The sequence below is a fragment of the Nonomuraea purpurea genome, assembly GCF_042650645.1.
GTDB classification, from domain to species: Bacteria; Actinomycetota; Actinomycetes; order Streptosporangiales; family Streptosporangiaceae; genus Nonomuraea; species Nonomuraea purpurea.
In genome coordinates, this window is sequence record NZ_JBHSBI010000032.1 from 1 (window position 1) to 24,942 (window position 24,942).

The 24,942-nt window shown below is 71.0% G+C and carries 27 protein-coding genes; 10 read left to right on the forward strand and 17 right to left on the reverse strand.

Going from position 1 to position 24,942, the window contains the following annotated elements:
• The first annotated feature begins 108 nt into the window (after window positions 1–108).
• Window positions 109–1,653 carry an apiosidase-like domain-containing protein gene (locus ACFOY2_RS42945; RefSeq protein WP_379533895.1) on the forward strand — a complete coding sequence of 515 codons (1,545 nt, stop codon included), beginning with the start codon at window positions 109–111 and terminating at the stop codon, window positions 1,651–1,653.
• 33 nt (window positions 1,654–1,686) lie between these two features.
• Here the strand turns inward: ACFOY2_RS42945 and ACFOY2_RS42950 are convergent, their stop codons facing one another.
• The 3 genes from ACFOY2_RS42950 to ACFOY2_RS42960 form a co-directional block, all read right to left on the reverse strand.
• Window positions 1,687–3,330 (reverse strand): PstS family phosphate ABC transporter substrate-binding protein, encoded by a 1,644-nt coding sequence (locus ACFOY2_RS42950; protein WP_379533896.1) that lies wholly within the window; start codon window positions 3,328–3,330, stop codon window positions 1,687–1,689.
• Window positions 3,331–3,422: 92 nt separating this feature from the next.
• Complete coding sequence (locus ACFOY2_RS42955; protein ID WP_379533897.1) at window positions 3,423–3,938, reverse strand: GNAT family N-acetyltransferase; 516 nt, start codon at window positions 3,936–3,938, stop codon at window positions 3,423–3,425.
• 23 nt (window positions 3,939–3,961) lie between these two features.
• Window positions 3,962–5,482, reverse strand: a complete 1,521-nt coding sequence (locus ACFOY2_RS42960) for an MFS transporter (RefSeq protein ID WP_379533898.1) — start codon at window positions 5,480–5,482, stop codon at window positions 3,962–3,964.
• Window positions 5,483–5,592: 110 nt separating this feature from the next.
• Between ACFOY2_RS42960 and ACFOY2_RS42965 the strand changes: the two genes are divergently transcribed.
• Window positions 5,593–6,399, forward strand: coding sequence for a TetR/AcrR family transcriptional regulator (locus ACFOY2_RS42965; RefSeq protein ID WP_379533899.1), 807 nt, complete (start codon window positions 5,593–5,595; stop codon window positions 6,397–6,399).
• On the opposite strand, the gene ACFOY2_RS42970 is transcribed toward ACFOY2_RS42965, so the two are convergent.
• Window positions 6,347–6,925, reverse strand: a complete 579-nt coding sequence (locus ACFOY2_RS42970) for an LOG family protein (RefSeq protein ID WP_379533900.1) — start codon at window positions 6,923–6,925, stop codon at window positions 6,347–6,349. The two genes, ACFOY2_RS42965 and ACFOY2_RS42970, sit on opposite strands and share 53 nt — an antisense overlap.
• A gap of 82 nt (window positions 6,926–7,007) precedes the next feature.
• On the opposite strand from ACFOY2_RS42970, the gene ACFOY2_RS42975 reads away from it, so the two are divergent.
• Window positions 7,008–7,634, forward strand: coding sequence for a class I SAM-dependent methyltransferase (locus tag ACFOY2_RS42975; protein WP_379533901.1), 627 nt, complete (start codon window positions 7,008–7,010; stop codon window positions 7,632–7,634).
• A 9-nt stretch (window positions 7,635–7,643) separates the two neighbouring features.
• On the opposite strand, the gene ACFOY2_RS42980 is transcribed toward ACFOY2_RS42975, so the two are convergent.
• The 5 genes from ACFOY2_RS42980 to ACFOY2_RS43000 form a co-directional block, all read right to left on the reverse strand.
• On the reverse strand, window positions 7,644–8,273 hold the full coding sequence (locus tag ACFOY2_RS42980; protein ID WP_379533902.1) for a response regulator: 630 nt from the start codon (window positions 8,271–8,273) through the stop codon (window positions 7,644–7,646).
• Entirely contained in the window at window positions 8,270–9,490 is a 1,221-nt protein-coding gene (locus tag ACFOY2_RS42985; protein WP_379533903.1) for a sensor histidine kinase, read from the reverse strand. The genes ACFOY2_RS42980 and ACFOY2_RS42985 overlap by 4 nt, the downstream gene beginning before the upstream one ends.
• Before the next feature lie 12 nt (window positions 9,491–9,502).
• Entirely contained in the window at window positions 9,503–10,648 is a 1,146-nt protein-coding gene (locus tag ACFOY2_RS42990; RefSeq protein ID WP_379533904.1) for a DUF418 domain-containing protein, read from the reverse strand.
• Window positions 10,649–10,788: 140 nt separating this feature from the next.
• Entirely contained in the window at window positions 10,789–11,130 is a 342-nt protein-coding gene (locus tag ACFOY2_RS42995; RefSeq protein WP_379533905.1) for a DUF5713 family protein, read from the reverse strand.
• 44 nt (window positions 11,131–11,174) lie between these two features.
• Window positions 11,175–11,492, reverse strand: coding sequence for a DUF6010 family protein (locus tag ACFOY2_RS43000; RefSeq protein ID WP_379533906.1), 318 nt, complete (start codon window positions 11,490–11,492; stop codon window positions 11,175–11,177).
• Between the two features lie 83 nt (window positions 11,493–11,575).
• Between ACFOY2_RS43000 and ACFOY2_RS43005 the strand changes: the two genes are divergently transcribed.
• Together ACFOY2_RS43005 and ACFOY2_RS43010 are read left to right on the forward strand one after the other, a co-directional pair.
• Complete coding sequence (locus tag ACFOY2_RS43005; protein ID WP_379534026.1) at window positions 11,576–11,716, forward strand: AraC family transcriptional regulator; 141 nt, start codon at window positions 11,576–11,578, stop codon at window positions 11,714–11,716.
• An 86-nt stretch (window positions 11,717–11,802) separates the two neighbouring features.
• Entirely contained in the window at window positions 11,803–12,918 is a 1,116-nt protein-coding gene (locus ACFOY2_RS43010; protein ID WP_379533907.1) for a site-2 protease family protein, read from the forward strand.
• 30 nt (window positions 12,919–12,948) lie between these two features.
• On the opposite strand, the gene ACFOY2_RS43015 is transcribed toward ACFOY2_RS43010, so the two are convergent.
• The gene (locus ACFOY2_RS43015; RefSeq protein ID WP_379533908.1) at window positions 12,949–14,157 is read right to left on the reverse strand and encodes an NAD(P)/FAD-dependent oxidoreductase; all 1,209 of its coding nucleotides are present in this window, start codon (window positions 14,155–14,157) and stop codon (window positions 12,949–12,951) included.
• Window positions 14,154–14,351: a ferredoxin gene (locus ACFOY2_RS43020; RefSeq protein ID WP_379533909.1), complete on the reverse strand. Its 198-nt coding sequence runs from the start codon at window positions 14,349–14,351 to the stop codon at window positions 14,154–14,156. Before ACFOY2_RS43020 ends, ACFOY2_RS43015 begins: the two co-directional genes overlap by 4 nt.
• Window positions 14,352–14,455: 104 nt before the next feature.
• On the opposite strand from ACFOY2_RS43020, the gene ACFOY2_RS43025 reads away from it, so the two are divergent.
• The gene (locus ACFOY2_RS43025; protein ID WP_379533910.1) at window positions 14,456–15,085 is read left to right on the forward strand and encodes a TetR/AcrR family transcriptional regulator; all 630 of its coding nucleotides are present in this window, start codon (window positions 14,456–14,458) and stop codon (window positions 15,083–15,085) included.
• 323 nt (window positions 15,086–15,408) lie between these two features.
• Here the strand turns inward: ACFOY2_RS43025 and ACFOY2_RS43030 are convergent, their stop codons facing one another.
• Window positions 15,409–16,269 carry an NAD(P)-dependent oxidoreductase gene (locus tag ACFOY2_RS43030; protein WP_379533911.1) on the reverse strand — a complete coding sequence of 287 codons (861 nt, stop codon included), beginning with the start codon at window positions 16,267–16,269 and terminating at the stop codon, window positions 15,409–15,411.
• A gap of 89 nt (window positions 16,270–16,358) precedes the next feature.
• Between ACFOY2_RS43030 and ACFOY2_RS43035 the strand changes: the two genes are divergently transcribed.
• Entirely contained in the window at window positions 16,359–16,940 is a 582-nt protein-coding gene (locus ACFOY2_RS43035) for a TetR/AcrR family transcriptional regulator (RefSeq protein WP_379533912.1), read from the forward strand.
• A 485-nt stretch (window positions 16,941–17,425) separates the two neighbouring features.
• Window positions 17,426–18,181, forward strand: a complete 756-nt coding sequence (locus tag ACFOY2_RS43040; protein ID WP_379533913.1) for a hypothetical protein — start codon at window positions 17,426–17,428, stop codon at window positions 18,179–18,181.
• Window positions 18,182–18,276: 95 nt separating this feature from the next.
• Here the strand turns inward: ACFOY2_RS43040 and ACFOY2_RS43045 are convergent, their stop codons facing one another.
• From ACFOY2_RS43045 to ACFOY2_RS43060, 4 genes are all read right to left on the reverse strand, one after another.
• Window positions 18,277–19,050, reverse strand: a complete 774-nt coding sequence (locus ACFOY2_RS43045; RefSeq protein WP_379533914.1) for an FHA domain-containing protein — start codon at window positions 19,048–19,050, stop codon at window positions 18,277–18,279.
• 95 nt (window positions 19,051–19,145) lie between these two features.
• Complete coding sequence (locus ACFOY2_RS43050) at window positions 19,146–20,966, reverse strand: serine/threonine-protein kinase (RefSeq protein ID WP_379533915.1); 1,821 nt, start codon at window positions 20,964–20,966, stop codon at window positions 19,146–19,148.
• A gap of 139 nt (window positions 20,967–21,105) precedes the next feature.
• Window positions 21,106–21,957 carry a DUF7192 family protein gene (locus ACFOY2_RS43055; protein WP_379533916.1) on the reverse strand — a complete coding sequence of 284 codons (852 nt, stop codon included), beginning with the start codon at window positions 21,955–21,957 and terminating at the stop codon, window positions 21,106–21,108.
• Between the two features lie 5 nt (window positions 21,958–21,962).
• Window positions 21,963–23,288, reverse strand: a complete 1,326-nt coding sequence (locus ACFOY2_RS43060; protein ID WP_379533917.1) for an AAA family ATPase — start codon at window positions 23,286–23,288, stop codon at window positions 21,963–21,965.
• A gap of 100 nt (window positions 23,289–23,388) precedes the next feature.
• Here ACFOY2_RS43060 and ACFOY2_RS43065 point away from each other — a divergent pair, with 100 nt between their 5' ends.
• Window positions 23,389–23,667 carry a hypothetical protein gene (locus tag ACFOY2_RS43065; protein ID WP_379533918.1) on the forward strand — a complete coding sequence of 93 codons (279 nt, stop codon included), beginning with the start codon at window positions 23,389–23,391 and terminating at the stop codon, window positions 23,665–23,667.
• A gap of 103 nt (window positions 23,668–23,770) precedes the next feature.
• Window positions 23,771–24,727 carry a hypothetical protein gene (locus ACFOY2_RS43070; protein ID WP_379533919.1) on the forward strand — a complete coding sequence of 319 codons (957 nt, stop codon included), beginning with the start codon at window positions 23,771–23,773 and terminating at the stop codon, window positions 24,725–24,727.
• On the opposite strand, the gene ACFOY2_RS43075 is transcribed toward ACFOY2_RS43070, so the two are convergent.
• Entirely contained in the window at window positions 24,658–24,939 is a 282-nt protein-coding gene (locus tag ACFOY2_RS43075) for a protealysin inhibitor emfourin (protein WP_379533920.1), read from the reverse strand. The genes ACFOY2_RS43070 and ACFOY2_RS43075 overlap by 70 nt on opposite strands.
• Between the last annotated feature and the right edge of the window lie 3 nt (window positions 24,940–24,942).

Genomic DNA, 24,942 nt, shown 5'->3' on the forward strand with positions numbered 1-24,942 from the left:
GAACCTCCTCGACATCGACGCCCTCACCGAAGCCCAAACCCGCCAAGACGCCCTGACCGCCCAGCGCATCGCCCGCAAGGCCCTGCTCACCGCCCAGGTGGAGGACTGATGGGGGAGCTGACGCGGGTCGCCGGCGCCTGGCGCGAGACCGAGATCGCCCTCACGGCCTCGGCCGACGTGCCCGACGCCTACTCCGCCGTCGACGTCTGGGCCGACTTCGTCCATGACAGCGGGCTCACTCTGCGCCGGCCCGCCTTCTACGACGGCGGGCGCACCTGGCGGGTGCGGTTCAGCTCGCCGCTGCCGCACGGCCGCTGGCAGTGGACGTCCGACGCCTCCCTCGACGACCCCGGCCTGCGCGGGGTGGGCGGGGTCGTCGAGGTCGAGCCCGCCGAGCCGGGGGCGCACCGGTTCCTGCGGCACGGCTTCTGGACCATGTCAGCGGGCGGGCGCAGCCTCGTCCACGCCGACGGCACCCCCGCGATCCTCCTCGCCGACACCGCGTGGGCGCTGCCGTGGCGGGCCACCGAGGAGCAGGTGCGCGTCTACGCGGCCGACCGGCACGCCAAGGGTTTCAACGCGGTGCTGCTCATGTCCGTGCAGCCCGACATGGGGGCCGTCGGGCCGCGCGACCGCCAGGCGGACGAGGGGTTCGGCGTCGCGTTCGAGGACCTGCCGACCGGCCACGTCAACGATCTGAACCCGGGCTACTTCCAGTACCTGGACCGGCTGCTGGCCATCCTCGCCGAGCATGAGATCGTCCCGGTGCTGCAGCCGGTCTTCCAGGGGTTCGGCTGGAAGGGCCTCGGTGTGGCCGGCACGGTCGTTCCGCCGGCCGAGTACGCCCGCTACTGCCGCTACCTGGTCGCCCGTTACGGCGCCCGCCCGGCGATCTACCTGGTGGGCGCCGACGGGTCGGGCCGCGAGCCGCAGATCCCGGCCGGCGGCGCCGAGGTGCACGCCTGGGACTGCTACGCCCAGCCGACCGGCATCCACTACCGCCCGCACGGCGACAACCGGGCCTGGCAGGAGGCCGACTGGCTGGACTTCCAGTGGTGCCAGACCGGCCACGGCGGCGAGCACGTCCCTGAGCGGGTCGCCGACATGTGGCGCAACACCCCGGTCAGGGCCGTCGCCAACGGCGAGCCGACCTACGAGCGGACCCGGTCGGACGCCAACGCCGCCGGCTGGTGGCAGGGCCACGAGGCGTGGGCCAACCTGTGCGCGGGAGGCACCATGGGCGTGGTCTACGGCGCCGCCAACATCTGGCAGTGGAAGCTGCACGACGCCGAACCCGGCCACGCACCGTACTTCCTGGCGCCCTCCGGCGGCTGGCGCGACTCTCTGGACTTCGAGGGGTCGGCCTATGTCGGTCTGCTCGGCAAGATCCTCGACGGGCTGCCCACGACGGACATGGAGCCGGACTGGGAGACGTTCGTCAGCCCGCGCTCGGTGCGGGTGCCGGGCCGCCTGCACGTGGTCTACCAGGAGAACGGCGGGGCGCTGCGGCCCTCACGCGAGGAGGGGCTGCCGATGCGCTACCGCGTCGTCGACCCGCGCACCGGACGGATCCTGGCGCAGGGGCGGCGCGAGCCCGGGCAGGCGATCCCCGACGACGACCACGCGCCCCGTGTGGTGGTCTTCCATGAGTGAGGTCAGGGGCGGGTGCTGACGCGCGGGCCGCCCTCAGCGCAGGACGCAGAGCTCCGCCAGGCCCTGCTTCGTCGTGCACGGCAGGAAGCCCGACTCGCTGAGCCGGAGCTGGGCCCGCTCATGCGTCCTGACGAACCCCAGGAAACCGGCCGCGAGCGAGCCCGGCTCCGGCTTCCAGTGGCTGTAGAGGTACTCGACCGTCCAGAACGGGTACCCCGCCTTCGCCGCGTCGGCGGGGTCGAACGCCTTGCCGTCCAGGGTCAGGGCCGTGATGGCGCCCGCCTTGCGCTGGTCGGCGATCGACAGCGCGTCCGCGTAGCCGATCGCGCCGGGGACGGTGGCGACCTGCTGGATGACCTCGGCGTTGTCCCCGCGCTCGCATCTGATCACCGGGGCGCCGGGGTTGCGGTCCTTTTCCCGGCATTCGTCGGAGGAGAGCACGTTCTCGCCGGTGCCGAGGACCCGGTGCTCATACAGTTGCCGGGTGCCGGACTCCGGGCCGCGGCTGATGATCCGGATCGGCAGGGAGGGCCCGTCCCTGAGCTGCTTCCAGTCGGTCACCTCGCCGGCGTTGATCCTGTGCAGGTCCTCGCGGGTGATGGTCGTCAGCCCGACGCCGCTGTTGACCACGACGTAGAAGACGACGGTGGCGAGCTTTTCGCTGTGGAGCTGGTCGTGCAGGCCGCTCTTGCCGTCCGACAGCGCGATCACGTCGTTCTTGGCCGACTGCAGCGCCGCGCGCGTGCCCTCCACCGAGCCCGTCGCCTCGGTGGTGATCCGGGCGTTGCCGCAGGCGTCGGCGTAGTCCCGCGCGATCGCCTTCATCGTCGGCATGACCACGCTGGATCCCACGACCCGCAGGTCGCCGGAGGCGCAGGCGATGGTCCGGTCCTGCGGCTGTCCGAGCTGGCTGAGCACCAGCACGGCGCTGAGCACGATCACCAGCCCGGCGCTCACCCGGGGCAGGGTGATCCGGCGGTTCTCGCCCTCGTCCTTGATCATGCCGGCGTCCTTGAGTTTGCCGGCGTGCTCCACGACCTTGGTGATCTCCCCTCGGCCCGACTCGCGCAGGACGACGACGAGCTTGGCCTTCTCGCCGCGCTTCAGCTTCAGCCCGTCCAGCCGCACCCCGTGCCAGAGCGGCTCGGCGGAGTCAGGGACGGACGGGCCGCCGCCCAGCCAGCGGGCCATCCGGACCGTGAGCCGCTCCCGTACGGTGACGAGGGTGTCGCGGTCGGGGTTGTCGTCCTCGGGGAAGAAGCGCAGGCCCTCGCGCAGCTTGGCGCGCAGCTGGTCCGTGGTGGCCTCCGAGACCCTGGCATTCCACACCACGCGCCCGCCGAACCTGAACGACAGCGGCTTTTCGAAGTCGTCGGCGTCAATGTCGTAGCTGCCGCTGTTGCGCAGGCGGATGACGACGATGCTCATCCGCTCCAGCAGCCGCGCCACCTGGAGGAGCTGCGGCGGGGTCGCCTCGGCGGGGTCGTTGCTGTCGCTCAGCCCTTCAGGGCCGACGCCGATCTTGGAGTTGTACAGGACGCGGAAGCTGATGCGTTTGCGGCGCACGACCAACCGGTCGAAGAAGGGCGCGGCGATCAGCAGGACGATCCCGAACAGGACCGGCCCCACACCCCCGAGGAAGTCCACCAGCTGCCCCAGCAGCTCCAGCAACGCCAACGGATGCCCCCTCTGCAAACTGGTTCAATTCTCGCTTTCCACCAGCGCAGAGGTCGGACGGATCAAACCGTTCACGCAGAATTCGGCCGCCGTCAACCGAGGGACAGGGCGCACTCGTATTCGACCTGGTCGATGGGCTCGCCGTCGCCGAAGTCGTGGCCGCGGACCAGGCCCGACTCGATAAAACCGCTCTTGGCGTAGAAGCGGCGCGACTGAGGCGTGTCGCGCAGCGTCCACAGGTGGACCCGGCCGAAGCCGTCCTCACGGATCCTGTTCAGCGAGGCGGTCATCAGCGCGCTCGCGATGCCGCTGCCCCAGCCGTCGGGGTGAGCGTAGAAGCCGAAGATCTCCGCCGCGTCCGGCCGCGCCGGCGAGGCGCCGAAGTAGGAGAAGGCCAGGGGGCGGCCGTCCAGCGCGGCCAGGATGATGGTGTCCTTGCCGTCGGCCAGCACGTCGTGCCATTTGCCGCGCCGGTGCCGTACCGCCTCGGCGAGGAACTCCGGGGAGAAGAAACCGGCGTAGGCGGCCTGCCACGCCTCCGCGTGGATCTCCCCCATCACGCCGCCGTCGCCGGGGGCAGGCGGGAACACCGTAACGACATTGCTCATGAAATCAGCGTAATGGGGTGATGTCAGGCCGAGGGCTGCGCCTCACGGATGTGGACGAACGCGAGGATCCCCATGACCAGCATGACGGCCGCGCCGGACAGGGCGGCGACCTGCATTCCCTCGACGTAGGCCACCCGCGCCGCGGACTCCAGCGCCGCACCCGCCGCCCGGGGCAGCTCGCCGGCGACCGCCAGCGCGCCGCCGAGGGTCTCGTGCGCCACCGCGGCGGCCTCGCCCGGCACCTCGGGCGGCAGCGCCGCCGCCAGGGTGGCGCGGTACACCGCCACCCCGATGCTGCCGAGGATGGCCGCGCCGAGCGCCTGCCCGAACTCCGTGGCCGACTCGAACAGCCCGGAGGCGGACCCGGCCTTCTCCGGCGGGGCCGTGGAGACCACCATGGTCGAGGCCAGCGCCTGCACCGAGCCGATCCCCCAGCCCAGCACGAACAGCCCGCCGAACAGCAGTGGCAGGTTGGCCTCTGTGCCCAGGAGCGCGATCAGCACGAACCCGGCCGCGCCGAAGACCATGCCGGCCCCCATGACGGCCCCGGCCCTGAACCACCGGGTGAGCGCCGCCCCGAGCACCGAGCCGGCCGCCGCGCTGACGGCCGCGGGCACGGTCATCAGCCCCGCCACGATCGGACGCAGCTCCAGCACCGACATCAGGTACTGGGTGATGAAGTAGAACGTCCCGACCAGCGCGAACACCGCGAGCGCGGCGGTGATCAGGGACACGGTGAACGCCTTGCGGCGAAAGAGCGCCAGGTCCAGCATCGGGTCGGGCAGCCTGCGCTGCCTGCGCGTGAACAGGGCCAGGAACAGCAGCCCGGCCGCGGCGGCGAGCCCCGTCGTGGCCGAGAGGTCCTGCTCGGCGACCATCTTCACGGCGTACACGAGCGGAAGTGCGGCGAGCAGGACGAGCACCGCGCTGAGGAGGTCGAACTTTCCCGGGTTGGGGTCGCGGTACTCCGGCAGGAGCGGGCCGAGCAGCAGGAGCACGATCATGATCGGCACGCTGATGAGGAAGACCGATCCCCACCAGAACAGCTCGAGCAGCCACCCGCCGATGATCGGGCCGAGCACGCTGCCGAGGGTGAAGACCGCCGCCCAGATGGCGACGGCCATGTTGAGCTGGCGGGCCTGGGTGAACATGACCCGGATGAGGGCGAGGGTCGGCGGCATCAGCGTCGCCGCGGCGGCTCCCTGCAGGCCGCGGGCGGCGATGAGCAGTTCGGCGTTGGGCGCGTACGCCGCCAGGGCCGATGTGGCGCCGAAGACCACCGCGCCCACCATGAGCAGGCGTCTGCGGCCGATCCTGTCGCCCAGATTGCCCATCGGGACGAGGAGCCCGGCCAGCAGGAAGGCGTAGATGTCGACGATCCAGAGCTGCTGCGCGCCGCTCGGCGCCAGCTCGGCGGTCAGCGACGGGAGCGCGAAGAACAGCACGGTCACCGTGACGGAGATGAGCAGCACGGGCAGCATGAGGATGGCCAGCCCCGTCCACTGCCGCCAGCCCGCCTTGCCCTCGCTTACTGTGTACGTCATTTTTCAAGTACAGCATACGTTTTTGACGCTATTCGCAGTCAGACAGCCGTTTCATCACAGAATTTCGGGCAGGCATGTTATTATTTCGTCACGATGAAGGGTGTGACGAAATGCTGACGTGCGCACTGTGCGGAAAAGAACTCACCCCGCCCTCGCGTGGGCGGAAGCCGCGTTACTGCTCGCGCTCGTGCCAGGCCCGCGCCTACCGGGCCCGCCGTGCCGCGCCCCCGGCGCGGCCCCAGCGCGGCGATCCCGGCCTCTCCCAGGAGCGCATCGTGTGGGCCGCCATCCGCATCGCCAACGCCGAGGGCCTGGAGAGCATGTCCATGCGGCACGTCGCCGACGTGCTCGGCGTCAAGGTGATGTCCCTCTACAACTACGTCGAGGGCAAGGACGAGCTGATCGACCTGATGGTCGAGGCCGTGTTCAGCGTGGACGGGGACAGCGAGCCCCCGCCCCCGCAGGGGTGGCGGGCCGGGCTCGAGGCGGCGGCCTGGTTCGAATGGGAGCTGTATTCCACCTACCCCTGGGTCCTGGAGGTCATCGCGACCGTGCAGCCGCCGCTCGTCCCCAGCCTTCTGGCCCGTTTCGAACGGGGTTTGGGCGCTCTGGACGGCCTGGGCCTCGACGCCGCCACGACCCATCGCGTCTATCTCGGGGTGAGCGGCATCGCCCAGGGGCTGGGGCTGCTGCGGGTCAGCGAGATCGCCGCCGGACGGCGGGGCGACGGCCTCTCGCTGAGCCAGTGGCGGCGCGTGAAGGTACCCGCCGTACTCGACGAACTGGGCGCCGACCGCTATCCGCGGCAGGCCGCGCTGCGGGAGAACACCGAGATCCTCACGGACCTCGACGAGATCTTCGACTTCAGCCTGCGGCGCTTTCTGGACGGAGTCGCCCGGTTCCTGGAAGGGCGTTGATCGACTCCTCCAGATACGCCATCACGCCCACCGGCTCCTCGGCGAAGAACATCAGCTCCGACAGGGGGCGGGGCAGGAACCCCTCGTCCTCCATACGCCTGAACTGCGTCTTCAGCCCGTCGTAGAAGCCTGCGGTGTTCAGCAGCACCACCGGCTTGTCGGTGCGTCCGTGCTTCTTCAGCTCCAGGATCTCGGTCGCCTCGTCGAGGGTGCCGGTGCCACCCACCATGATCACCACCGCGTCCGCCTTCTCCAGCAGCAGCTTCTTGCGCTCGCCCAGGTCACGCGCGACAACCATGTCGTCCACGCCCTTACGGACCTTGCCGACCAGGAAGTCCACCGACACGCCCATCAGCCGCCCGCCGGAACCCTGCACCCCGTCGGCCACGACCTTCATCAATCCCACGTCGGAGCCGCCCCACACCAGGGTGTGCCCGCCCCTGCCGATCAGTTCGGCGAGCTCGCGGGCGGGGCGGGTGTAGGTCTCGGCGAGGTCGGCGGCGGAGAGGAAGACGCAGATGTTCATGGGGAAACCGTACGGCCGTTCCGCCGGCACGGGAACGCCGGGCGTCGCCGGACCGTTCACCGGACAACAGAGAGAGGCAACGATGGACTCGAAGGATCGCGCCGACCACCTGCGCCGATACTGGGACAGGCAGTCCGGTTCCTACGACCGGCAGATGGCGTTCATGGACAGGAAGTTCTTCGGCGACACACGATCGTGGATCTGCGGCCAGGCGCGCGGAGACACCCTCGAGGTCGCCGTCGGCACGGGCCTCAACCTGCCGCTCTACCCCGACGACGTCCGGCTGACCGGCGTGGAGTGGAGCCCCGACATGCTGGACGTCGCCCGGCGGCGGGCGTCCCGGCTCGGACTCGCCGCCGACCTGCGCGAGGGCGACGCCCAGGCGCTCGACCTGCCCGACGCCGCCTTCGACACGGTGGTGTGCACCTTCTCCCTGTGCGCCATCCCCGACCATCGGCAGGCGCTCGCCGAGATGGTCCGCGTGCTGCGGCCCGGCGGGACCCTCCTGCTCGCCGACCACGTGGCGGGCTCGGCCTGGCCCGTGCGCCTGGCGCAGCGGCTGCTCGAACTCGTGACCGTGCCCATGGGCGGCGAGCACTTCCTGCGCCGCCCGATCCTCCTGCTGCCCGAGCACGGCCTGGCGGTCGAGCGCCACGACCGCTTCAAGCTCGGCCTCGTCGAACGGCTCACCGCCCGCAAGCGAGCGTAGGCGCACCGGTCAGGGCAGCAGGCCTCGGTCGTAGGCGGCGGCCACGGCGGAGGCGCGGTCGGAGACGCCCAGTTTGGTGTAGATGTGGGCGAGGTGGGTCTTCACTGTCGTCTCGCTGATGAACAGCGCTGCGGCCGCCTCCTTGTTGGTGCAGCCCCGCGCGACCAGGGCGAGTACCGTGCGCTCGCGTTCGCTCAGCTCGGCGGGCCGGGGCGCGGGCCGCCGGACCTGGTCAAGCAGCCGGGAGGCCACAGCCGGCGACAGGACCGTCTCGCCCGCGGCCGCCGCGCGGACGGCCCGGAAGACCTCCTCGCGCGGCGAGTCCTTGAGCAGGAACCCGATCGCGCCCGCCGCCACCGCGGGCAGCACGTCGTCGTCCCCGTCGTAGGTGGTCAGCACCAGCACCCGGGCCGACGGCACCCGTTCGGCCAGCGCCCTGATGAACTCCGCGCCCCCGAGCCCCGGCATGCGCAGGTCGGTCAGCACCACGTCGGGACGCTCCCGCACGGCCACGGCCAGCCCCTGCTCCCCGTCGGCCGCCTCGCCGACGATCTCGACGTCGGCCTGCTCGACGAACATGCCGCGCAGCCCGTCGCGGACCACGGGGTGGTCGTCCACGATCACCAGCCGCACGGTCACCTCGTCCCCCACTCTGCCTCGGCCGGGATGGCGGGGACGCTCACGCTGATCGCGGTGCCCTGGCCGGGCGCGGACTCCACACCGAGGTTCCCCGCGAGCCTGTTGACCCGCTGCCGCATCGCGGTGAGCCCGAAGCCCTCGCCGCTCACCGCCGACGGGGTGAACCCCACCCCGTCATCCCGGACATCGGCCACCACCACATCCTCCATGTACGACAGCGTGACGACGGTTCTGCCGGCCCTGGCGTGGCGGGCCACGTTGACCAGCGCCTCCTGCACCGCCCGGAACAGCGTGACTTCGACCTCGGGGTGCAGCGGCCGGGCGGTACCGGTGACGGTGAGCGTCGCGGGCAGCTCGTGTCTGTCGCCCCAGCCGGTGACCAGGGCCGACAGCGCCTGCGGCAGCCTGGCCTCGGTCAACGGCCCGGGGCGCAGCTCGTGCAGGGCGCGGCGGACCTCGGTGAGGCTCTCCCTGGCCAGGTTCCTGGCGACGGACAGCCGGTGCCTGACCGCCGCGGCGTCGTCGGCGGCCTCCTCGGCGGCTTCGAGCTGGGTGACGATGCCCGCCAGGCTCTGGGCGACGGTGTCGTGGATCTCCCTGGCCATCCGGCCGCGTTCCCCTTCGACGCCGGTCCTGCGGGCGGCGGCCAGCAGCTTGCCCTGCAGGCGGGTGTTCTCCTCGCCGAGGGCGGCCAGGCGCAGGTTCGCGCTCTCCAGCGCCCGGTTGGCCGCGCGCCGCCTGCCGACCTCGGCCTCCATCGCCCTGATGACCCAGCCGAGGAACGCCGCCAGCGCCGCGACCCCGAGCACGGCCGCCACCCTGGGCCAGGAGTCGCCGGAACGGACGAGCGCGACCGGGTCGCCCAGCACCACGACCGCGCTCGCGGCCACCCCGAGATAGGCGTGGCGGCCTGGCAGCGCCACGAAGGCCATGGGGAAGCAGGCGATCACCAGCAGCGTGTACGCCGGGTGGCGCACCGACAACAACCAGGCCAGCGCGAGCAGCCCGGCGAAGTAGATCGCCATCGGCGTCAGCGCCCGCTCGGGCCACTGGGGGTGGGCCAGCACCATCCACCAGTGCCACGCCGCCACGGCCGCCGCCAGGGCGACCGTGAGGAGTCTGGCCGCCGGCGGGGTGGCCGCGTCGGCGGCGGCGATCAGGGTCGCCAGGGCCAGCAGCCCCAGGGGCAACGCGCGCCACGGCCCGTCCCAGTCCACGCCCGCCCGCCTTCAGCCGCGCCGGTAGGTCAGGCGGCGCAGCAGCGTCTCCGCCGGCCCGCGTACCCCCGACCTGCGCATCAGCTCCGCAACCACCACGATCCCCGCCCACGTGACAAGCGCCAACGCCACCGTGGCAGCCGATCCCAGCCGGCCGCCGAGCCCGGCGGTGTAGGGGGAAAGAAGCGCCACGAACACCACCGACTGTAGTAGATAACACGTCATCGAGCGCTGGCCGCAGGCCGCCAGGGCGGTCACGACGGGCCCGCGCCGCGTCCCGATGCGCTGGGCGAGCAGGCCGATCACGGCCGCGTACCCGAGCCCGCCCGCGATGCCCGTCACCGCGTGCAGGGCGTTGAGCGCCATGACGGTCACCGGGTCGGACACGGTGAGCACGCCGACGGCGATCAGCCCCACCGGCGCTCCCCCGAGCGCCCCGGCCAGCGGCCCCCACACCGCGGCCCGCCGGACCAGCCTGCCCGGCTCGGACAGCAGGTCGCGCCGTCCGGCCCAGACGCCCACCAGCGCGGCGGCGCCCACGCCCATCAGGCCGATGGGGGTCATCACCCACTCGATCGCCCGCAGCGCGATCGCCAGCGTCGGGTCGTCGACGGCGAACGACCAGAAGAACGCCCGCTCCGAGGCGCCCTCGGGGGTGCTGTAGACCAGCGCGGACGACACCGCCGTGGGGACGAGCCAGGCCGCCGCGATCACGAGCAGGGTCCGGTCACGCACCCGCAGTAACCGGCACAACACCAGCCCGACCAGCCCGTACACCCCCAGCACGTCCCCGGAGAAGAGCAGAACGCCGTGGACCGCCCCGAACGCCAGCAGCCACAGGCTCCGCCGTCTGAGCACCCGCCGCCCCTCGGCGTCGTCGCCGCGCCGGTTCCAGATCTGCACCATGCCGTAGCCGAACAGGGCGGCGAACATCGGGTAGGCGCGCGCGTCCACGAACGTCATGCTCAGCAGCGACGCCACCCGGTCCGCGACCCCGTGCTCGATGATGTGCTGTCTGATGCCGTAGGGGCGGTCGTACAGGTAGACGGCCGAGTTGGCCACGGCTATCAGCGCCAGCATGACCCCTCTGGCCAGGTCGGGGGCGAGCCGGCGCGCGCTCTCCCCGACGGGGTTCAACCTCGGTGTGGTGGTGGCCACGTTCCCTCCGTCAACTCGATGGACTGCCACCGAGTGTGCGAGACAGAGGCCGGGCGCCGAATCAGGCGACCGGTCGCGAATCCGGAGCGAACGGGCGATGCCCGGCATCGTCCGTTCGGAGGATGCCGGGGTGCGCGGGTTCACCAGGCGCGGGGCGAGATCAGCTCCTCCACGTCCGCGCCGGTGAACCCGTAGGCCGTCGCCACGAACCAGAAGTCCTCGGCGAGCACCTCGCGCGCCACGGTCTCGATCTCGCTGCCGGCCTCGTCGAACTCCCTCTCCAGCTCGTTGATCTCCTCCGTCGCCGCATGGGTGAGGGCGTAGAGCGCCGCCAGGTCTGCGGGCCGCTCGGCCTCGATGCGCTCGCACAGGCGCAGCAGGACGTCCCTGGACCTGTCCACGAGGTGGGCGGGGAAGTAGCCGTCGTCGTACATGCCCTTGAGGAAGGCGTGCTCGGCGATCTGCGGGTCGGTGGGCGGCACCCTGGTCTCCTGGTTCTCGACGTGGTCCAGTGCGCCGTACTCTGTCAGACCGCGGTCTCCGGCGTCCTGCGCCGTGAGCGGAGGTGGTCCACGAGCGAGGGGCCGCCGCGCAGGCACCACAGGGCGATGACCGGGTCGCAGATGGCGCAGCCGAGGGACGATCCGGGGGCGAACGGGATGATCGGGTTGCCCTGGAGGTGCTGCACGACGTCCCAGGCGGTGTGCAGCAGCCAGGCGATCCCGATGAACGTCCACGAGTCCAGCCCGCGGAAGGCGCAGTAGGTGACGACGGCGGTGAAGACGAACTCCCAGATGCCCATGCCGCCGCCACTCAGGTAGGCGGCCCCCGCCCCGCCCACCATGACGGCGTTTCATCGTCCAGCCGTACCCGTCCACGACCAGGGGCTCGGCGCTGGAACCCCTGCTGACCTGGCTGGAGGCGTCGCTGGCGCAGGAGCTGAGCGTGGCCGACATCGCCGCGCGCGCCGGCATGAGCCCGCGCACGCTGATGCGCCGCTTTCGCGAGCAGACCGGCACCACCCCGCTGAGCTGGCTGCACCGGCCCCGGACTTTCCTGGCCGGCTAACCAGAAGGGCCCAAAAGACCAAAATTTTGCCGATGACGCACTAACAACCCTGTCGGGGCGCGATGCCGCCGCTGGACGATGGCGGGGTGAGGGGGACTCTTCCGCTGGGCACGGTGGCCGGTATCCCGGTGCGCGCGCACTGGTCGGCGCTGGGCTTGACGGTGCTCATCGTGGCGGTGCTCGGCAGCATCGTGCTGCCGCGCTCCGTGCCCGGACTCAGTCCGCGGCAGTACTGGACGGTGGCCGTGCTGGCCGGCGTGCTGTTCATGGTGTCGCTGCTGATCCACGAGCTCTCCCACGCCGTGGTGGCCCGCTGGCTCGGCCTCAAGACCGGCGCCACCACACTGTGGATCCTCGGCGGCTACACCGAGCTGGAAAGCGAGGCGAAGCGCCCGCGCGTCGAGCTGGCGGTGGCCGCCGCGGGCCCGCTGGCCAGCCTCGGCCTGGGCGTCGTGGCCTTCGTCGCCTACCTGTTCCTGCCCAAGCCGACGCTGGTGGCCTCCGCGACCGCCTGGCTCGCCACCATGAACCTGCTGCTCGGCGTGTTCAACCTGCTCCCCGGCGCTCCGCTGGACGGCGGGCGCGTACTGCACGCGCTGCTGTGGTGGCGCCTCGGCGACGTCGCGAAGGCGGACCGGTCGGCGGCGCGGGCGGGGAACCTGCTCGGCACGACGCTCATCGCGATCGGCCTGTTCAGCACCCTGCTGCAGGGCTGGCTGGGCGGCCTGTGGATCGTGCTGGTGGGCTGGTTCATCATCGTGCAGGCCGGCCAGGAGCTCACCGTCAAGACCGCCCGCAAAGGGCTGCTGGGCCTGACCATGCGCGAAGTCATGACTCCGGACCCGGACCTGGCGCCCGCCTGGATGACCATCGAGGACCTCGTCGAGAGGGTCGTGCTGAACTCCCGCCAGACGGTCTTCCCCGCGGTGGACGCCGAAGGCTCCCCGGTCGGCTTCCTCACCCTGTCCACGCTGGCGTCGGCGCCTCCCGAGTACCGGCGGGCCACCCGGGTCTCGAAGCTCGCGACCTCCCGGCGTCCGGTACGCGTGCTCGCGCCGGACGACGAGGCCGCCCGGCTGATCGAGCGCGCCGCGATGGACCCGCTGGTCGCCGTCGTCATGGACGGCAGGCGGATCGTCGGCATGGTGACCGGCGGAGACCTGGACCGGATCCTGCGCCAGGCGGTACTACGGGCCCGCTGAGGCCGGAGCTCGCCAGGCGCCAGCCGGCGGTCAGGCGTACTCCTGGGATGCCTCGGCCACCGCGGCGCTCCATTCGGCGCCGGCCGCGATGAGGGCCCGCCAGGCGCGCAGCGTCTTGGGCGGTACGCCTGCGGCGAGCACGCCGGTCAGGCGGCCGGCCCTGCGGTAGGCGACCAGCAGGCGGGGACGGGCGGCGTCGGCGTCCAGGACGAGCGCCTCGTCGTGGTCGCGCAGGTGCCCGTAGGCCTGGATCTTCGTGTCGTACTGGTCTGACCAGAAGTACGGCACCGGGGCGAACGGGCGCTGCCGGTCGGGGTCGAGCAGGTTGCGGGCGACGGCCAAGCCCTGCTCGGCGGCGTGAGTGCGGTGCTCGATCCGCATGGCGGCGCCGAACAGCGGGTTGTGCCAGCGGGCCACGTCGCCGGCCGCGTACACGCCGGGCGCGGCGGCGCAGTGCTCGTCGCAGAGGAGTCCGTCCACGACGGTGAGGCCGCTGCCGGACAGCCACTCGGTGTTGGGCGTCGAGCCGATCGCCACCAGCACGTCATCGGCCGGGACGACCTCTCCGTCGGCCAGCAGTACGCCGCTCACCCTGTCGCGCACGGCGAGGATCTGGGCGACCGCGGTGGCCGTGCGGATCCGCACGCCGCGCGCGTCGTGGAGACGGGCCACGAACCGCCCGGCCTCCTCCCCCACGGCCTCCGCCAGCGGCACCGGGCCCGCCTCCAGCACCGTCACCTCGGCTCCGAGACCATGGGCGGTGGCGGCCACCTCCGCGCCGACGAATCCGGCGCCGACGATCACCAGCCGCCGCCCGGGACGCAGCCCCGCCCGCAGCGACACGGCGTCCTCCAGCGTCCGCAGCACGTGCAGCCCGGCCACGCCTGTGCTGCCCGGCAGTTGGCGGGGACGCACACCGGTCGCGACGACCAGCCCGTCGTAGGGCAGGCGGGCCCCGTCTGCCAGCGTCACGACCTTCTCTGTCAGGTCCAGCCCGGTCGCGGACGTCCCCAGGCGCAGGTCCAGGCCCAGGGCGTCGATGTCGGCCGGGCGGCGCAGGGCGAGCCGGTCCGGCTCCCACTGCCCGGACAGAAGCTGTTTCGACAGCGGCGGACGGTCGTAGGGTAGGTGCGGCTCGTCGCCGACGAGCGTGATCGTGCCCTCGTGACCCGTCCTGCGCAGCGCCTCCGCGGTGGACAGGCCGCCCGCCGACGCGCCGACGATGACGATCCGGTTCACGACTCCACCAGGTGGATGGCCGCCGCCGGGCAGACCGCGGCCGACTCGCGTACCGCGTCGTGGTGCTCCGGCCCCGGGGTCTCGTCCAGCAGCACCACGACGCCGTCCTCCTCGCGCTGGTCGAAGACCTCGGGCGCGATCAGCACGCACTGCCCGGCGGCCACGCATGCGTCGGCGTCGACGTTCACCTTCATCCGGATCTCCCCCAAATGTTGTAAGCGATAGTGAACTATTGCTTAGGTCGCCGAACGAAGTCAACAGAAACCGATAGTTAACTGCCAATTGCTATCCTGTTCTGATGACCTCCGATGCCTCGCGTCGCCTGCGTGCCGACGCCGCGCGCAACTCCGAGCGGATCCTGCGCGCCGCCCGGCAGGTCTGGGCGGCGCACGGTCCCGACGCGCCGCTCGACGAGATCGCCCGGCACGCCGGCGTCGGCATCGCCACGCTCTACCGCCGCTTCCCCGACAAGACCGGCCTGGTCAGAGCCGCCATCGACCAGTGCTTCACCGAGGAGATCGCCCCCGCCATCGAGCGGGCGCTGAACGACGACGACCCCAGGCGCGGCCTGGTCACCGTGCTGGAAGCGACCCTGGCCATGGCCGCCCGCGAACACAACGCGCTGGCCGCCGCCAGGAACTCCGGCGCCATGACGGCCGAGGCCAGCAGGCCGTTCTTCGAGTCGCTGACCCTGCTGACGTCCCGGGCGCAGGAGGCCGGGCTCATCCGCGCCGACCTCGTCCCCGACGACATGCCCAGGATCATCGTCATGCTCATCGGCGTGGTGTGGACCATGGACCCCAGGCACGAGGGCTGGCGGCGCTACCTCACGCTCATCCTCGACGCCCTTTCCCCCGGCTCGGCCACCCCGCTCCCGCCGGCAGCCCCACTCCTGCCACTCCAGAAGCCGGCCACCTGGCGCTTCTGACCCACAACCGCCCCGGCCACCTGGCATGTTCGACCCACAACCACACTGGCAAACTGGCTGCCTGCGGCTCGCGCCCGTCCCCTACGCAGAGCCGCCCAACCGGAGCCTGCGGTTCACAACCGTCACCACATCAGGAGCAGCCGCGCGGGACCGACGTGGTCACGCCGATCTTCCACTCGGTCGGCGGCTCCGCGACAACGCGGCGAACGTGGTCTCCCGCCTCCACCCCCGACCAGGGCTGCGGCAGCCAAGGGCGACCAGCGACAGCCGGGCACAGCCGAACCGCGCCACCGCCCGCCAGACCGCGCCGCCGGCCGCCGGTGCTACGGGTGCAGCACCTTGAGGAGGCTGGTGAGACTTTCCCTGCCGTGGCCGGCGGCGACGCCGCGGCGGAAGAGGTCCAGCACGGCCGCGGGCAGCGAGCCATCCACGCCGGACGCCTGCGCAGTGTGCAGCACGTGCTCGACGCTCGCCACGGCCATGCCCAGGTTGTCCACGTCACCCCTGTCGTCGCCCGCGTCGATGCGCGGCGCGTAGAACTCCAGGAAGTACCGGAAGTCCATGGTCTTGACGGCGCGGGGCAGGAACTCCGCGGCCGAGATGCCGTTGGCCCGTGCCACCGCCTGGCCGTGCAGGTAGCCGACCAGACCGGTCCAGAACATGTCCATCCCGATCTGGTAGAACAGCGCCGCCAGTCCGGGGTCCTCACCGAGGTGGTCGATCCCGGTCAGGACCTCCAGAGCGGCCCTGTGTGCTTCGACCGCGTCCTTCGGGCCGCTGTAGTACGTCATGGCCTCGGGCGTGCCGATGCCGGGGGGTGGCACCTGCACGCCGCCGGTGATCTGCACGGCCCCTCGGGCGGCCACCCACTCCGCCGCCTCACGGGCCCTGACCGGGGTGTCGGAGGTGAGGTTGACGAGCGTACGCCCCGCCAGGGCGTCGGGCGCCTGTTCCAGGACGGCGTACACGGCGTCGTAGTCGGTCAGGCTCAGCACCGCCAGCTCATTGGCCCCGAGCGCGGCCGCCACCGTCTCCGCACGGCGGGCGCCGCGGGCCACGAGCCCGTCGGCCTTGTCCGGGGTGCGGTTCCACACGGTGACGTCGTAGCCCTTGTCCAGGTAGGCACCGGCCATGGCCTGCCCCATGGGGCCGAGGCCGATCACGGTCACGGACGTGACGGTCATGGGTCTTCCTCCTAAAATGAACGTTCTATTCAGCGAGAGCGACCCTAACACAGGACTAGAACGAACGCTCTACCCAATAGGATGGGGCCATGAGGACCAAGCACGAGATCGGCACCAGGGAGCGGATCGTCCGGGCCATGTCCCGTCTGATGCAACGGCAGGGCTACGAGGCGACCGGCCTCAAGCAGATCTCGCAGGAGGCCCAGGCCACTCTCGGCTCGGTCTACCACTTCTTCCCCGGCGGCAAGACGGAGTTGACGATCGAGGCCGTCCGGCACGGCGACCGGGAGTTCGCCGACCATCTGCGGGCCGCGCTGGAGCGGGTGGACGACCCGGGGCAGGCGATCATCGCATGCGCCCACGACCTGGCGGAGGGTCTGCGCGAGTCCGGATGGCTTGACGGTTGCCCCATCACCACCACCGCGCTGGAGAGCGCCGGTCGCGTGCCCGACATCCAGCGCGCCACGGAAGAGGCCTTCGCGAACTGGCGCGGCCTGGTCAGCGACAAACTCCGCCGTTCCGGCTTCCCCGAGGACGTCGCCGACGACCTCGCGCACACAGTGATCAACACGCTGGAGGGCGCGGAGATGTCCGCCCAGGTGTCGCAGAGCGAGACGCCCCTGCGACTGGCAGGCAGGCACCTGGCCCGGCTCGTCGACTCCTACCGCTGACCAGAGTTCGAGGCAATCCACTTCGCCGCTATTGACGGGCCAGACCAGGGGTCCCCGGGAAAGCTGGGGAGCGACGCCTTCGGCTGCCCGGCCGACCCGGCCGGGCAGGCAGTACGAGACGTCCCGCGTCCCACGACTGGAGGAGCGTGTGGACAAGGAACGGGAAGAACGTTGGCCACCGGGCCGGAACAATGGTGCGCGTTGAATGAGGGACGGATGGGCCGAAATTCGGGATGGACACAATTACCGAATACGCGCTTCCATGTCAATTAGCGGTCACTGCCTTGTTGGGCCGGTTGTGAGGGCGCACAGTCGAGGCACAATCAACCGGCCCTGGAGGATTCATGAACGGAAAGGGCGCACCAAATCCACGCGCGAAAATCCTGGTAAGACGTCTCTTATCGGCTGGACTCGCGGTATTCGCCGCCGCCTTCCTCGTCACGCCGCCCGCGGCCGCCCTGGCCCCGCCGACGCCGAAGGAATTCGTGTCGAATCTCGACCTGGAATGCTTCAAGACCACGCCGTACCAGCCGTCGGCCGTCTCGCTGGCGCTGCGCCACATCAACCCCGTGCTCGCCAACCAGCCGCCCGTGCAGGTCACGCTCGGCCAGCGTGAGCAGTTGTGCGTCCCCGTGGCCAAGAACAACGTCATCCCGCCGCCGAACGTGCTCGACTACATCAGGTTCGTCGACCTGTCCTGCTACCGGGTCACCGGGCCGCAGATCAGCCAGAACCTCTCGCTGCGCCACCTCAACCCGGTCCTGCAGAACGTTCCGGGCTTCAGCGTCTCACTGGTCGTGCCCGAGCACCTGTGCGTCCCGGTGGCCAAGAACGGCGTGGTCCCCGCCCCCGACATTCTGCGGGTGATCTCGCACATCGACCTGCTGTGCTACGCGCACCGGCCGAACCCGGTCATGAACATGCCCCTGACCCTCACCCAGCTCAACCCGGTGCTGACCGGCCAGATCCCCAACCACACCGTCCAGGTCACCGCCGCCCGCCAACTCTGCGTGCCGGTGCAGAAGGGCGGTGACGAGATCCCGCAAGACGTGTTCGACATCGTACGCTGGGTCGATCTTGAGAAGTTCGACGTCAGCGCGCCGACCACCCCCACAGTCTCGCTGAACCTGCGGCATCTGAACCCGGTGCTGGGGAACCTGCCTCCCGAGGAGCTCCGGCTCACCGGCGCCGCGCAACTCGCCGTACCCGTCTCCAAGAACGGAGCTGTCCCGCCCAGCTGAGCCACCTCCGCGACCGGGCCGCGCCCCGGCCCGGTCGCACCCGGGCAGCACGCGAGCGCGCGTGGACGAGGTCAGGCGGCGTATCCGGCTATCGGTCAGACGCCCTCAAGGTCGGAGTTCAGGAGGTCGAGGTCCGGGGGGACCAGCGTCGTCGACTCCACCAGGCCGGTGAGCAGGTTGTGCAGGAGGTTGTTGTCGTAGGGGCGGCCCGCGTCCTTGTCGTGCAGCAGGGGGTAGGGGAAGCCGCCGGCGTGGAGGCGGTGGCGGACGGCCTCGATCCTGTCCTCGATGGTGCGGCTTCTCCACTTGTCCGCAGGACGGAGGTAGGCCAGCCGGGCCTCGGCCTGCTTGTACGTCAACGGACGCGGACCCTCCTCGTACAGCAGGTAACGTTCGCCCAGGACGACCAGGAGCAGGCGTTCGACCTCGTTCAGGTGCCATTTCCTCGGCGGGATGGTGGTGCCGTTGTGGCGCTGCTGGAGGTCGTCGTCGTAGCCGGTCACGTAGAGCTCCAGCAGGTGCTGCCGGTAGCCGGAGCCCCTGATGAACAGCGGGGTGTAGCCTTCGGCCAGCGGGATGGGGTCGGTCGCGGTGTGCATGAGCTGGCCGCGCGGCAGGCGGACGAGCTGCTGGCCCAGGTTGCGCAGCCACCAGTGGTGGTTACGGTAGGTCACCTCGGCGTGCAGGCGGCTCACCGACTGGTCGTCGCCGCCCACGCTCAGATCGACCTCCGGGCGTTTTGCCCTGCCGAAGAGCACGTTGCGGCCGGGATGCGGGTGGACCCTGATCGAGCCCATGGTGGTGCGGGCGTGGAGGATGCCGGGACTCGATGGGTACAGGCCGTGCGCGAGGCTGAGAGGAGCCTTCATCGTTTCGTCTCTTTCGTACGGATGGAGCAGATCAGGAGCGGAGGTAGCGGTGGCCGCCAGTCAGGAGAGGGGCGGGCGAGGGCGGTGACCGAGGGTCAGAAGCGGAGTTGGGCGGTGGCGGAGCCGGCGAGGGCGGTGGCCATGCGACAGAGCCGGTCCATGGGCCGTGAGCCGCCGACGACGATGCGCACCTTTTCGACAGCCGTCCGCCCGCGCCCGTCGGTGTATGTGCGGTACACGGCCTGGATCAGGCACGTCTCGTCTCCTTCGCCCTTGGGCCTGACGAACACGGGGTAGCCGTTGAGCCGCTTGGCCGTCCCGTCCTCTTCGGCGTTCGGCGGCTGGTCGCGGTCGAACGTCAGGTCCACGTACGTGTCGCTGGTGGTGCTGTCCCATGAGCAGTCCCAACCGCCGAACCCGATGTCGGGCCCTGTGGCGTCGATGCCGGGGATGACTTCCAGGGCTTGCGGGTCGAGCAGCGCGCAGGCGTCGTGTTGCGCGAGTGAGTCGGTGGGCAGGGGCGGGTTGCGGCGTTTGAGCGGCCCGTGTTCGAACGCCTTGGCCGCGATGGTGGCGGCGTCGTCGGCCATCGCGCACAGGTCCGCTTCGCCGTCCGTCTCAAAGTCGGTCACGATCCGCACGGTGGTGTCCTTCACGCCGGGCAGCACGAGCGTGCGCCGGCACACCTCGCTCTCCGCCGGGTTCTCGATCACTCCGATCATTCCCACGTTCCTGGACGGCGCAACCTGTTCGGGGGGCGCGTCGAGGTCGAGGTCGACCTGGACGTCCACCGCCCCGCCGCCGGGCGGTTGGACGATGACGTCGCACCGGTCGAAGTTGCCGTAGTCGATGTCCAGCTCCGTGCGGCCGTACTTGCCGAGCGCCTTGGCGTCGGTCATCGCGCAGGGGTCGGCGCTGCGCGGATCGCCGATCAGGGCCGCCGCCCCGGTCACAGCGGCGGACGGCAAGGAGGTGGCGTGCGGCACGGGGGCACCGGGTGGCTTTTCGTCCGCCCGGCCGTTCAGCGCGGACACCCCGAACGGGACGGCGAGCGCCACCAGCGCCAGCACGCTCACCCCGCCCACGACGCGGGCGCCGGGCCGCCGCCACGGTGATGCCCGGGTCGGGTCGGCGATCTCGGCCAGCCGCCGCCGCGCCTGCTCGGCGCTGGGCCGGTCCGCCGGGTCTGGCCGGAGCATCTCCCGTAGCAGCCTGTCCAGCGGCCCGACGTCGGCCGTCAGCGCGATCGCGCCGCGCGCGGCCTCCCACGAGCTGATGCAGGCGTCCCCTTCGTCGGCTCCGGGGCGGGGCGGGCGGTCGGCGACCAGGGCGTACACGGTGGCCGCGAGGGAGAACACATCCGATCTGGGCTCCGGCCGCCCCATGATGACCTCGGGGGCGGCGTAGTCGGCGGTGTAGCTGAGCGCGCCGTTGGGCGTGATCGTCTCCCGGCCGCCGGCCCGGTAGGCGGCGCCGAAGTCGGCCAGTTTGACGGTGCCGTCCTCGGTGAGGATGACGTTGGCCGGTTTCACGTCGACGTGGACGATGCCCTTGGCGTGCAGGGCGGCCAGCGCGCCGGCGATCTGCGCGCCGGCGCGGGCCGCGTCCTGCGGCGTCATGTGCGGCCGCTCGGCCAGGCTCCCGCCGGGCACGTACTCCATGACCAGCCAGAACGTCGATTCCTCCGCGTCCTGGGCGGTGTCGTAGAGGGTGACGACGTTGGGGTGGTTGAAGGCGGCGAGCGCGCGGCCCTCGGCCTGTAACCGGCTGAACTCGGCGGTGTCGGCGAGCACCCGTTTGAGCACGACGTCGCGGCTCAGCCGGAGGTCGAGGGCGAGCCAGACCTCGCTCATGCTGCCGCTGACAAGACAGCTGACCAGCCGGTAGCGCCCGCCGACCGTCGTGCCCTGGCGCACCGCCGCTCCCCCCTCACCGGTCGATCGGAACACCGCGCGATCCGAATTTACTGGGTGAGCGGGGAAATACACAGCGTTTTCGGCGCGCTCTTGACGGCCCGTTTCACCTCAACGAGGGCGGGCGGTCAGCGCGGCCGGATCATGTGCCCAGGTGGTCCTGGATGAGCCCGAGGTCGGCGAACATCTGCCGGCACCACTCCAAAGCGGTCTCCAGGTCGTCCCACTGCCGGTCGCCCTCTTCGAGGTAGGGGAAGATGTACGGGTCGGCGATCTCCTCCGGCAGGTCCGTCGGCCGGCAGTCGAAGGGCGGGTACCCGTAGTTCGCCCGCACCATCGCCCGCACGACCGCCGGTTCGCGCCCGTCCCAGAGGCCGAACACCATTTTCCGGCACATGGCGGGGTGGGCCATGGCGAAGATCAACCTGCCGATGTCCAGCGGCTCACCGGCGGAGATGGCTCTGATCATGGCGCGGTAGCGGGTCCGCGAGTTCACCATCCCGGTGGCCCCGCACCAGATCTCCACGCTGTGCCCGGCCTCGATGATGGCCGCGCACAGCGTGGCCAGGGCCAGCCCGCGGTTGATGACGGAGGCGTGCGGGACGCTGTTCGAGTACACCACCGGGACCACAAAGGTGATCACCTTACCGCGCCGCGAAACCTGCCTCGGCACGGCGTCCACCATGCACTCCGGCTCTCCCGCGAGGTAGGCGCCGATGTCGACCTCGCTGCCCGTGACGTCCCACGACGGCTCCAGGATGGTGACGGCCGCGCTCAGGCCGGCCCGTTCGCGCAACTGCCCGACGGTGACGTCGGCCTGCTCCAGGGCCAGCGGCCAGCCGTCCCGCGCGAGCCTGATCGCCTCCTCCCAGTCGGCGCCCGCCCACGCGGCCGAGTTGGTGCGCGAGTCGCCGAGGCTGGTGGTCTCGGGAGCCGTGGCCTGGTCGAGGAACTCCTGCCACGACAACATCGGCGGGATGTGGAATCCGGTCATCGGGGTCAGTCCGACTCAAGGGCGTTGCGGTGGGCCTGCGACAGGCCGCGCATCACCCGCCAGCGCAGCACCTGTTCGACGCTCGCCCCCGCCTCGAGGAGCTTGGCGCCGTCGATGCCGGCCCGGGGTGACAGGATCACGGGCAGTTGTTTCCGCTCGGCCCTGGCGCGCAGGGTCCTGATCTCCTTCAGCAGTTTGCGGGCGGCGGCGTGGTTGGACGGGGCGTGCCGCAACGTCAGCCGTTCCTCGAGCTTCTCGTCGATCGGGACGTCCATGACGACGAACCGGTCGAGGGTGGCGGAGTCGAGCGCCTGGCGGCCGACGTAGTGCCGGTCGGCGCCCGTGCCGTAGGTGTTGCCTGTGGCCACGACGCGGAAGTTCTCGTGCGCATCGACCATGCCGTCGGCGAAGGCGCAGGTGCCGAGCGCGAGCGCCTGGTTCAGCTCGGCGAGCAGGCCGGGGTGGCCGTTGTCGATCTCGTCGAAGAGCATGATGCCGCCGTGCTCGAACGCGCGGCGAAAGGGGGTGCCGTGGTAGTTGCCGTGCGCGTCGTAGTACCCGAAGATCTTGCTCATCGGCGTCGTCGGCCCCAGCGACAATGCCTGGAACTCCAGCCCGAGCGACCGCGCGGCCTGTTTGGCCAGCATGGACTTGCCGGTGCCCGCCGGGCCGACGAGCAGCACGTGGCAGCGCGCGTGCAGGGCGATGAGCAGCTCGGGCAGCACCATGTGCGAGTCCAGGCCGGCCTCGATGATCTCGCCGTCGGGGAGGATCACGTTGACGATGTTCGGCGTGAACTCGGCCAGGGCGGTTCCGACCTCGCGTTCCACCGCGTCCCTGATCGAGTCGATGGCCCGCTGCTCCTCCTTGCCGATCGACTCGGTGACGGACTTGACGACTTTGGCGGCCGACCTGGTGATCAGGTCGGGGATGGCCTGGCGGGTCTCCCGCTGGACGGCCTGGACCAGGCTCCGCTCCGCGTGGCGGACGAGCTGCTCCTGCAGCTTGGTCATGTCGGGCAGCGCGCCCGCGACGGCTTCGCCGGCCAGGTCCGGGATGAGTTTCTCCGCCTCCGATCTGATGATCGTCGACAGGTCGGCGCGTACCTTGTCCTCGATCAGCCGCTGGGTTTCGCGTGAGTCCGGTGTCGCCTCCACGATGGCGTCGCGTGCGAGCTCCGGGATGAGCGTGCCTGCTTCGTTCCTGATGATCTCGGGAAGTTTGGCCCGCATGTCGTGCTCGACCATCCAGAAGAGATTGGTCTGCGTGCACATGTTGCGTACGACCGTTTCGGCCAGCTCGTAGACCTCGGCCTTCGTCCTGCTGCGCAAAGGTCGCTCCTCCTGATGTGGGCTGCTCGGAATACCAGATCGATATCGCGAGCACGCCGGGAGGGGTCCCGCGACCTCGAACAGGCCTACGATGTCGGCGATGCGAACCGGAGATCTCATCGGCGGGCGGTATCGGCTGGAAGATGAGCTCGGTTCGGGGCGGACGCGGCTGTCCGGCCGCGACGCGTTCGTCCTGGCGGACGGCTGCGGCGAGCGTAGCTGCGCGGTCAGGGTGGCCTACCGTCCCTTCACCGACCTGCACGGCCAGGCCAGGGTCGAGATCGTGATCGTGGTCGTGTCAGGAGGCCGTCCCGGCAGGACGTACTGCCGGGCGGCCACCGATCTCGCCGAGGCCGCCGCCGCGAACCTGCCGGGTTGACCGGCGGTCCACCTCCGCCCGGGAGCGGTCCCGGCGGGCGATCGTATGGTGCCTTCATCGCCGGGCATGGGCGTGCCGCCCGGCACAGGACCGAAGGGGGAACATGGCCGAGATCCTGTCCAGCGCCGACGACGAGGGCCGTGAGCTGCCGAGAGGGCACGAAAGCCTCAAGTTCGGCATGTCGCCGGCGGACACCCTTCGGCCGGCACCCGGCGCGATCGCCGCGCTCACGGTCCGCGGCGGCTTCACGATCGGGCCCGGCGAGGGACGCCAGATCCTTTTCGGACGCAACAAGGATGAGGTGCACGTGTGCATCAGCGAGGAGGACCGGCACATCAGCAGACGGCACGGCGTGCTCACGCACCGCAACGGCAGGTGGTGGGTGGGCAACACCGGCCGGGTGCCCATCCGGATGCCGCACTCCCTATGGCTCTTCCCCAACGAGGAGGAGGTCCCGCTCGCCCCCGGTTACACGCCGCTGTTCATCCGCGGTTCCGGCGGCCGGGAGCACCTGATGGAGGTGTACGTGGTGGGCCCGGACGGCGACCAGCGGGTGCCGGCGTACGCCGAAACCACGGACCAACCGCCGTCCTGGCGGCTGGACCCGAGGGAACGGCTGGTCCTGGTCGCGCTCGGCCAGCGCTACCTGCGTTATGAGGCCCGGCCCTATCCCCTGGGACGCCAGCAGGTGGCCGAACTGCTCGCCGAGGTGGATCCCGAGGGCGACTGGAACCACCGCAAGGTCGAACGCGTGATCGCGGGCGTGCGCAAGCGGCTGAGCAAGGAGGGCGTGTGCGGCCTGACGCGCGAGGAGGTCCCCGAGCCGGTCGGCAACTGGCTGAACCACAACCTGCTGACGGCGCTGGTGATGAACAGCGCCACCCTGGTGCCATCGGATCTCGCCCTGCTGGAGGAGCCGCCGGAGAACGACCACCTGGAGACGACCTGGACGCGTGACACGCGAGGGCGGGCACCCCGCCCCCGCGGCGGTCAGCCGGACGGGCGCACCAGCGCGGAGAGCGGGCCCGCCAGCCGCGAGCCCTCGTCAGGCACCTTGTAGACCTTTCCGGAACCGTCGCCGACGGTGATCCGGTAGATCATCAGGTCGGCGCCCACCTCGTCGAGCTCGCCGCGCGCCGCGGCGGCCTCGATCGCGGCCAGCGCGTCGTACACCTTGGCGGCCTGCCGCTCGGGCAGGTCGTCGGTGTCGTAGACGGCGACGGTCTGCTCGATGCCGGCGAAGCCACCGGCTCTCTCGATCTTGACACGCATCGG